Source organism: Limnohabitans sp. B9-3 (assembly GCF_002778325.1).
GTDB lineage: Bacteria > Pseudomonadota > Gammaproteobacteria > Burkholderiales > Burkholderiaceae_C > Limnohabitans > Limnohabitans kasalickyi.
On the sequence record NZ_NESI01000011.1, the window covers coordinates 107,992 to 116,640 of the forward strand.

General features: G+C 54.8%; 8 protein-coding genes (1 of these 8 only partly in view). 5 read left to right on the forward strand and 3 right to left on the reverse strand.

Features of this window, described 5'->3' with window-relative positions:
- On the reverse strand, positions 1-2,413 hold the 5' portion of the coding sequence (locus B9Z42_RS15170) for a VCBS domain-containing protein (protein ID WP_100134256.1). Its footprint begins 38,930 nt before the window's first position; only the first 2,413 of its 41,343 coding nucleotides appear in the window; the start codon lies at positions 2,411-2,413; its stop codon lies off the left edge, out of view.
- A 460-nt stretch (positions 2,414-2,873) separates the two neighbouring features.
- On the opposite strand from B9Z42_RS15170, the gene B9Z42_RS15175 reads away from it, so the two are divergent.
- Positions 2,874-3,689 carry a hypothetical protein gene (locus tag B9Z42_RS15175; protein ID WP_100134257.1) on the forward strand — a complete coding sequence of 272 codons (816 nt, stop codon included), beginning with the start codon at positions 2,874-2,876 and terminating at the stop codon, positions 3,687-3,689.
- Positions 3,690-3,702: 13 nt separating this feature from the next.
- On the opposite strand, the gene B9Z42_RS15180 is transcribed toward B9Z42_RS15175, so the two are convergent.
- A complete protein-coding gene (locus B9Z42_RS15180) occupies positions 3,703-4,047 on the reverse strand; it encodes a hypothetical protein (protein ID WP_143474103.1) in 345 nt (114 codons plus the stop codon).
- A gap of 222 nt (positions 4,048-4,269) precedes the next feature.
- On the opposite strand from B9Z42_RS15180, the gene B9Z42_RS15190 reads away from it, so the two are divergent.
- Positions 4,270-6,192, forward strand: coding sequence for a methyl-accepting chemotaxis protein (locus tag B9Z42_RS15190; RefSeq protein WP_158235974.1), 1,923 nt, complete (start codon positions 4,270-4,272; stop codon positions 6,190-6,192).
- Here B9Z42_RS15190 and B9Z42_RS15195 read toward each other — a convergent pair whose 3' ends face one another.
- Positions 6,193-6,984, reverse strand: a complete 792-nt coding sequence (locus B9Z42_RS15195) for an IclR family transcriptional regulator (RefSeq protein ID WP_100134261.1) — start codon at positions 6,982-6,984, stop codon at positions 6,193-6,195. It lies immediately after the preceding gene.
- A 162-nt stretch (positions 6,985-7,146) separates the two neighbouring features.
- On the opposite strand from B9Z42_RS15195, the gene B9Z42_RS15200 reads away from it, so the two are divergent.
- The 3 genes from B9Z42_RS15200 to B9Z42_RS16465 are packed head-to-tail and all read left to right on the forward strand — an operon-like array spanning position 7,147 to position 8,596.
- On the forward strand, positions 7,147-7,590 hold the full coding sequence (locus tag B9Z42_RS15200; protein ID WP_100134262.1) for a type II 3-dehydroquinate dehydratase: 444 nt from the start codon (positions 7,147-7,149) through the stop codon (positions 7,588-7,590).
- Positions 7,591-7,593: 3 nt separating this feature from the next.
- A complete protein-coding gene (locus B9Z42_RS15205; protein WP_100134263.1) occupies positions 7,594-8,283 on the forward strand; it encodes a hypothetical protein in 690 nt (229 codons plus the stop codon).
- Positions 8,284-8,314: 31 nt separating this feature from the next.
- Complete coding sequence (locus tag B9Z42_RS16465) at positions 8,315-8,596, forward strand: hypothetical protein (RefSeq protein ID WP_233203670.1); 282 nt, start codon at positions 8,315-8,317, stop codon at positions 8,594-8,596.
- Positions 8,597-8,649 lie beyond the last annotated feature (53 nt).

Below are 8,649 nucleotides of genomic sequence, written 5' to 3' on the forward strand. Positions count from 1 at the left end.
CGCCATTCACGGCTGCGCTGTTGAGCGCTTCGTTGATGGCGGCCAAGTTGCTGGCGTTGACGCCGCTGACACCGGCTGCGGTGTACTGCGTGGCGTTGGGGCTGGTGGCGCTGGCGGTGTTGTTTTCTGCCGCGGTGCTGATTTGGTTCAAGGCTGCGGTGTAGCCACTGACCGATTGGTTGACAAGGGTTTCGAGCTCGGCTTGGGTGGCCACGGGCGTGCCATCTGCGTTGGCGGCGGCTAAGGCGGCCAACACGGCAGCTAGGTTGTCGGGGGTGACGGCGCTGGTGGGTTGACCGCCACCGTTGTTACCACCGTTGATGCCGTTTGTCGCAGCATGCGTCAGCGCGTTCAGTTGGTCGACGGTTGGCGCTGTTTGAGCTTGGGCGTTGTTCCCGCCGTTGTTCCCGGTGTAAGCGAGGGTCGCCGCCACCGCATTGGCCAAGCCTTGCAGTTTGGACACGCTGTCCACTGCAGTGGCCGCATTGGCGTCAATGACAGTGCCCAACAAACCTTCGGTGGCTGGGGTGACGCCGGTCACGCCAATGGCAGCGTAGTCAGTGCTGGACGGTGTGGTGGTGGCGTTGCCCGCCGTACCATCCGCCGCAGCCAAGAGGGTGGTGTAACTGTTGACGATGGCCTGCAACTCAGAGGCCGTGTCAGCACCCGCACCATTGACGGCGCTGCTGTTCAACGCGCTGTTGATGGCGGCCAAGTTGCTGCTGTTGACACCACTCACACCCGCGGCCAGGTATTGCGGCAAGCTGGGGCTGGTGTCGGTGGCTGAGTTGTTTTGCGCGGCAGTTTGGATGGCGTCAATGGCGACCAAATAGGCGGCCAACTGGTCCACGATGCCCTGCACTTCGCCTGTGGTGTTGGTGGCCTCACCGTCAACGGCACCACCGTTGAGCAAGTTGCTCAGCGCTGACAAGTTGGCAGGCGTGACACCCGAAACGCCTGCGAGTTGGTAGACGTTTTCTGAGGGCGATGTGGCGCTGGCGTTGTTGCCCTGCGCGGCGCTGCTGATGATGGCCAAGGCGAGGGCTTGACCCGCGTTGTTGGCTGTCGTAGCTGCGCTCATGGCTGCGGTAGCAGCGGTGTTTGCGGCGTCCACAGCAGTGGTGGATGTGCCAGAGACCAAGGGGTCGGATTCATTGGCAGCAACAGCGGCGTTGTGTGCTGCCGTGGCTGCGTTTATGGCAGCTGTGGCGGCGTTGCTGGCTTCTGTGGCTTTGGCCGCAGCTTGAGTGGCTGCGGCTTCGGCGGCGCTTTGCTTGGTGCTCAATTCGGTCAGATGACTTGGCGTGGGCGATGCAGGAGGCGCAGGCAACGCCGCAACAGCAGCGGCGAGTTCAGCTTTGGCGGTTTCGGCTGCATCTTTGGCGGTGTTGGCCGCTGCGGCAGCCGTGTTGGCAGCTGTGGCGGCGGCTTCAGCGGCTGCGGCCAAAGCGGCGACTTGTGCGTCCGTGGTGGTTTCACTGGCGGTGGCTGCGTTGGTAGCAGCAGTCGCGGCGTTATTCGCTGCTGTGGCGGCGTTGTTGGCTGCAGCCACGCTGGCAGGCACGGCTTGATTCGCGGCAACCGCGGCGGCACTGGCAGCAGTGGCTGCAACTGTCGCAGCTGTGGCTTTGTTGGCCGCCTCTGTGGCAGCTGCGATTGCTGCATTTTGTTTGGCTTCCACGGCGGCCAACTGCGCTGGCGTGGCTGGTGTGGGAAGGGTTGGTAGGGCGGCAACGGCGTTGGCAAGTTCGACCTTGGCGGCGTTAGCGGCGGCAGCGGCGTTATTGGCATCGGTCGCGGCAGCGGCAGCGGCTTGATCGGCCGCGGCAGCGAGTTGTTTAGCGGCGCTGTTGTCTGCACCACCTGCAGCATTGCCGCTGCGACGAACGTTACCCGCAGCCAAAGCAATACCTGCTCCCGTACCAGCCAGATAACCCAGACCAATGCCAGTTGCAGCAGTGGTGCCTGCAGTGGCACCTGCCGTCATAGGCCACGCAACCTCTGACAACGGAACCGAATTGAGGAAATGGGACACCACGCCCCCGCCGTCCACACCCAAGCCGGACACACCCGACTCGCTGGGCAGATAGCTGTGCATAAGCCCATCTGGACCTCGGCCCATGAGGCCTTGGTTGGGGTCGATCAAGTTGGCTTCGTCAAAGTAGCCCTCGACGATCAAATCGGGCTGAGCGTGGCCATCTAGCAAGACATGCAAGTTTTTGCCAACACGCTGGGTGCGTAACGTTTGCGGACCTTGGTTGTTCAACGCGGGGTCTTGCAGCAAATAACGCCCACGCGGAAACGCCTTTAACCTGACGGGCTTGCCCAAAGAACCGTGACCGGAAACGATTTCGATGGCTTGGTAAGTATCGGCAAGGTTGGTTTTGGCGATGACTTGGATTGTGTTGACCATGGTGCGTGTGACTTAATTCGACAAAGACAGGGTGTGTGCGCAGGAGAAAAGGAGACGTTGCCAAGTTCGCGGCAAACCTCATAAATTTCTAGTTTTTATTACATTTATTTAATTAAACAAATTAAATATTAAAAACATAAAATACGCACAATTTGATAAAACCTATTTTCTTGTTTTTTTAGGTGTACGTACATGCGCCAATTGGCGTATTTGAGGGGTTTTTTAAGAGGGGAAATGCAGTTTTTGAGTACGACTTTTAAAAAGCAAAAAACCTACTCTCTTTGACTCGCGGCAGGTCGTCATAAAAGATCACCCAAGGGTTAACCCTGATTCATCATGAGAGGTGAGGAAACCGTGGGTCAAGGGACCTCAGACATGGCGGGTGCACTGTCATTTCTGCGACGAATTGGGATGGCTTGCTGAGGTCCAATGAAATTCACATTTCAAACTTGGAGACCCCATGAACCTGCCTAAATTTTTAACCCGTGCCATCGCCTGCTGGATGCTGACGAGCTCGCTGACCGCAGCCATGGCGCAAGACAAGCCTTCCGTCAAAGAATGGGTGGGAACCCCACCGACCTCGGTGGCCTACATTGGCAACAGCTTTTTCTATTTCAACAACGGCATCGTGTCGCACTTGTCCCCCATGGTCGCGGAGGGGCTGAAAGGGCATCCGTATCGCAGCTCCATGATCACGATCAGTGGATCGGGGTTTGATTGGCACGACGTGGACTCGTATTTCAGACCCAATGCGATTGGCAAATACTCGTTTGCGGCAGATAACAGCGTGGTGTTCAACCCCAGCACCAACAAGCTCTTCGAAGCGTCGGTCATGATGGATTGCAGCCAATGCCCGATTCACCCCACCATGAAGCCCGTGTTCACAGAATTCGCCAAAAAGCACAGCGACACGGTGCGCAAACATGGCTCGAAGCCCGTCTTTTTCATGTCATGGGCCTACCAAGACAAGCCCGAAATGACAGCCCAATTGGCACAGGCTTACACCGAGGCTGGCAACGCCAATCAAGCGTTGGTGATACCGGCCGGTTTGGCGTTTGCGCGCTCGATCGCCGTGCAACCGGCTGTGAATTTATACGCCCCAGACAAGCGCCACCCCAGCGTGGAAGGCACGTATTTGGCCGCTGCCACGACCTATGCCACGCTGTTCAAACAATCGCCTGTTGGCTTGAAGTTTTCTGCGGGCTTAAAGCCTGACGTAGCGCTTCATCTGCAGCAAGTGGCTTGGGACACGGTGCAGACCTACTTGAAGCCTTGATTGAAGCTGCGCTTTAATTGTTGATGAGTTGGCTCAGATAAGCCGCAGCGCCATGGGCTGCGGTTTGATCTGGGTGCGCTTTGCAATAGGCGTTGATACTCTCCGTGGCTTGCAAAGACGCGTTGGGGTTGTCGTTGTATTTGTCGACGTTACTCTTTCTAAGCCCTTTGAACGTCAGGCTCAAAGGCGCAATAAACGCGTTGGCCCAAGCCTTTTGATCGGCCTCGGACAATGTGGCCCAACGTGCACAGGTGTGGTCGCCAAACAAGCTGGCAGCATGCAGATGGATTGAACCTGCAAAGGCGATGAAAAACAAAACGCCGACACAGGTCTTGGTGAAAATTTGTATGGGCTGCATAGGTGGAGTGGATGAGGCTATGGGTCCTGCGATTTTTAGCTTCAAAAGCGACGCCATTCTGAAGCTAAAAAATTCAATCGTCGATAATTTGAGACTGTATCAATCCATCAAAACCAACAAAAATGACTATTTGTTGGGGAATTCTTTGTGCTGCACTCCATCCAAAAACGACTTGTTTTCTTTGTTCTTTCTTGTGCGCTGGTGATCGCTTGCGCTTCGGGGGTGATCTTTTCACTGCTGCCTCTGGCATTGATTCAGAGTTCAGCGGGGGCATGGCTGATGGGCGTGTTGTTCACCGCCCTGCTTTTGGTTTTGTTAATAGGCTGGGTTGTTTTGCGGCCCATCCTGACAGGTTTGCACTTTGTTCAGCAGCGGCTTGAACACACGCAAGCTCAGGGCGATGGGGATCGTGACTTGCCAGCACAGTTACCTGTCGAATTGAAGCAACTCACCCACACGGTGGCTGCGCGCCTGAATCGTCAAAGCGTTGCGATGGGACAAGTTGGCACAGCCATGTCGGCTTTGCAACGAGGCCAACTTGGCACAGCGATGTCAAGCACTGCGTCGTCTGAGACGGATAGCGAAGGCGCTCACATGCTGAGCAGCGTTCAGTTGGGATTAGGCCACTTACAAACATTGATGGCAGAGCTTGATCACTTCATCCAGCAGGTCTACACCGACGTGCACAACACGTCTGTTTCGGGTTCTTCGGTTGCGTCCGTTTGGCGCACCGATCCCCTGCTGGGGCCTGCCCTTGAAAAACTGGATGCAGGTCATTTGAATTTGCTCAAAATCGTGCACGACATGACGTTGGTGGTCGAAAACAGCTCCATCACCTTGGCAGATTTATCGTGGCAGGCCAACACCATCAACCAAGAAATGAAGGCCCTGGCCAACAAGGGTGCGCAAGTTTCTGACTCCTCGCAATCGCTGGCACACAACTCCAACCGTGTCAGCAAAGATGCGGCATCGGTCGCTCAATTGGCCCAACAATCCCGTGAGAATTCTCAATTGGGCCAAGTCGAGCTGAACAACACCATCGACGCCATGCGCCACATGGGTGCGCGTACACAGATGGTGTCGTCCTCAATCACGGATTTGCAAGCCAGCTCCCAAAAAATCGAACATGTGGTTCGGCTGATTCAAGACATTGCCAACAAAATTAATATGCTGGCATTGAATGCCGCCATTGAAGCCGCACGCGCGGGCGAACACGGCAAGGGCTTCGCCGTGGTGTCCGACGAAGTGCGTAAATTGGCTGAAAAGACGTTTGAAGCTACCCAAGAAATTGACGACAGCGTCAGAGGCATCACGAGCCAAACGGGCTTGGCGGTCAACAACATGAATGAATTGCTCAGCGATGTGCAGGCCAATGTCACGCAGATTGAGCAAGTGGGCCAACGCCTCACAGGTATCTTGAATTCGTCGAGCGAGCTGTCGGAGCAGATGGACGGCATCGTGCAAGCCTCGAGCCATTCGGCGCAAGAAGTGAACACCATCTCCAACTATTTGGGGGAGATTCAAGACGAGTTAGCCAGCTTCGGCCTGCGCATCGAATCGCAAGAACGTCAGACCATGGGGCTGACCGAACTGAGCGAAGGCTTTTACGAAAAACTGGTTGAGTTGAATTTAGAAACCATTCACAGGCGCATGTACGCTGTGGCACGTGCTGCGGCCGATGCGGTGCAAGCAGTGTTTGAAGAAGGCGTGGCGCAGGGCAAGATCAGTCAGGCTGATTTGCTGAGTGTGGAACACGTCGCCATCGTGAACACCAACCCCCAAAAGTACAGTTCCAAGTTTGATGCATTCACCGACCAAGTGTTACCCGCCATTCAGGAAACCGTGTTGAAAAGCTGCCCCGAGTTGGTGTTTGCCATTTGCACCAACAAACGCGGCTACGTGCCTACACACAACGATAAATTCGCCAAACCTCTGACCGGGCGGTACGACGTGGACTTGGTCAACAGCCGCAGCAAACGAATTTTCAGCGACCGAACCGGCAGCCGCTGTGGCTCACACACGCAAAAGTTATTGCTGCAAACGTACAAACGTGACACGGGTGAAATCATGCACGACCTGTCTGTGCCCATCATGTTGGCGGGACAGCATTGGGGCGGGTTTCGGATGGGCTACAAGGCGCAGTGATCACGATCTTCCTAATTTTGGTTTACCTGATAGGGTGGAAATCTTGCTTATGGGCCCGAGCTCTGCTGTAGCAGCAAGTACGGCTGACGACAGTTTTTGCATACGAGCCAATGTGAGTCTTTGACGCGGGCCTGCAATGCTAACGACACCAACAGTCTCTTGACCACGAACCACAGGTGCGGCTATGGCCGTCATACCTGGGGCAAACACTTCATCAATCATTGCGAAACCCCTCGCACGAGCTTCATGAATCATGTCTAAAAGTGACACCACAGTGGTGGGAGCTTTCGGTCCGTATTCTTTGGGCTGACCAAAACCTTGTCGACTGACCAGCTCAACAGCTCTCTCATCGCTCATCGTTAACAACCACGCATGACCTGAAGCTGTACACGACAAGCGCGCCTCCATACCCATGTCAGGGTCATACCGCAGCCCCATGCGAGTGCCTTGCGACTTTGAGACCCAGACCAGTCGATCGTCATCAACGATCGACAAACGAACAAGTTCGCCCGACTCTTTGGCCAATCGCTCGAGCACGGGTTCGGCGATGTCAATGATGCCCTTGCTACTCAGCAACCCCAACCCCATCGACGCAAGTTTGGCCGTGAGCATGTAATCGCCTTGGCTGCGGGATTGGCGAACATAGCCGCGCCTTTGCAGTTCTCCTAAAAGGCGATGGCATGCGCTACGTGGAATGCCTAACTCGTCAGCTAGCTCTGTGAGAGGCATGCCTTCAGGCTGATCGCAAAGCTGCTCAAGCAGGGACAGTCCACGGTCGAGGGCGAGCGTCATGCGGTGGTTCTTTCTAAACAGAATCGTTTTTAAGTCGTGATCGAATGCTTCAATTTATCTGAACATTTCAATGAAATTTCATTATATAAAAGACGTTTCCAAGTTGGAATTACGTCCTAACAAACTCAACACAATCAAGTCAAACAACTCGAAAGTCTGCAAATGGCGCACCCACTTTTCATCCTGAATGGCTCCAACTTAAACATGCTCGGCACAAGAGAGCCAGGCATTTACGGCACGACAACACTCGCCGAAATTGAAAAATCAACCAAGGAGCTGGCTGCGTCGCTTGGTTTGGATTGCGACTTTCGTCAAACGAACCACGAGGGCATTCTGGTGGACTGGATCCAGGAAGCGGCAATCAAAGATGCCGCTGTGATCATCAACCCCGCCGGCTTCTCTTTTGGCTGTGTCCCCGTTCTGGACGCACTCAAGCTCTTGCGTCAGCCCCTGATTGAAGTCCACCTCACCAACATCCATCAGCGGCCTGCTCCCTACACCTACTCCCTCGTCTCCCAAGTTGCGAACGGGGTTATCTGTGGACTGGGTCCAGCCGGCTACACGCTTGCGGTACGCGCGGTTGCAGAACGCTTGGCCGAAAGGTAAGTCATGCCTATGCTTGGTAAGGCCGCACTGGCCATGTGGTGGGATGTATCGCCAGATGTGCGAGAAGAACTGGAGCATTGGCATGCGCACGAACATGTCGCAGAGCGACTATCGATCCCAGGATTCTTGAGATCTTCACGTTGGACCGATGCATCAGGTGGTGAAGGCTTTTTTGTGATGTACGAGCTGAGTGATCATGACGTTCTCGCGTCGGCGCCCTACGTTGCACGCCTCAATGCACCCTCGCCCTGGTCGACAAAGATGATGCCCTTGCACCGCAACATGGTCCGAACCCAGTGTGAGGTGGTTCATAGCCACGGGGCAGTGACTGCCCGACACGTTTTGACAATTCGTTGCTCACCCGCTGCGGGCCAGCAAGAGAAACTTCAGAGGCAACTAGGTGACCTGGGGGCGTCTGTTTCGCAATTACCTGGAATCGTAGGTCTGCATGTGCTTCGTCACCAAGCACCCGCGATAGCGGCAACCACTGAGCAAAAAATTCGTGGAAATGCAGACCGTGCTGCCGACTGGATCATGGTTGTGAGCGGATATGACCGTGATGCTTTGCAAAAACTAGGTGACGCAGAACTCTCAAACGCCCGACTGGAGACCTTAGGTGCCATCGCTGAAACCCAACGCCAACTGTTCGTTTTGGCCTACACGGCCATTCCCTCAGATGTTCATGCACTGTGAACACGTATCAACAATTACTCAAGGAGATGACATGAAAACTAAGCTGATTAAATTCGTCGCAATTCTTGGTCTTATCGCAGCCAATACGGTTGTGCAAGCCCAAGACATTCAGGAACGCACGATTAAATTGGGACACCTGAACAACACGGATCATCCAACAAGCATGGGGGTCAAAAAGTTTGCAGAAATCGTTGCGGCTAAAAGTGGAGGAAAAATCAAAGTCACTGAATTTGCCAGCAGAGGGTGTCCCGAATTTTGTGTAAACGGAGCGAGTGTTAATTCGTCGGCATCCTTCCCTCAAACTGGATCGTAAATCGGTTCAGCACGGGCTTCCAGTTTTGCACCGGCATCGTCCACTTCTTGGCG

Excerpts from the sequence above, each read along its gene's own strand:
- B9Z42_RS15175 (WP_100134257.1), top strand. The coding sequence starts at position 2,874 with ATGAACCTGCCTAAATTTTTAACCCGTGCCATCGCCTGCTGGATGCTG.
- B9Z42_RS15180 (WP_143474103.1), bottom strand. The coding sequence starts at position 4,047 with ATGCAGCCCATACAAATTTTCACCAAGACCTGTGTCGGCGTTTTGTTT.
- B9Z42_RS15195 (WP_100134261.1), bottom strand. The coding sequence starts at position 6,984 with ATGACGCTCGCCCTCGACCGTGGACTGTCCCTGCTTGAGCAGCTTTGC.
- B9Z42_RS15200 (WP_100134262.1), top strand. The coding sequence starts at position 7,147 with ATGGCGCACCCACTTTTCATCCTGAATGGCTCCAACTTAAACATGCTC.
- B9Z42_RS15205 (WP_100134263.1), top strand. The coding sequence starts at position 7,594 with ATGCCTATGCTTGGTAAGGCCGCACTGGCCATGTGGTGGGATGTATCG.
- B9Z42_RS16465 (WP_233203670.1), top strand. The coding sequence starts at position 8,315 with ATGAAAACTAAGCTGATTAAATTCGTCGCAATTCTTGGTCTTATCGCA.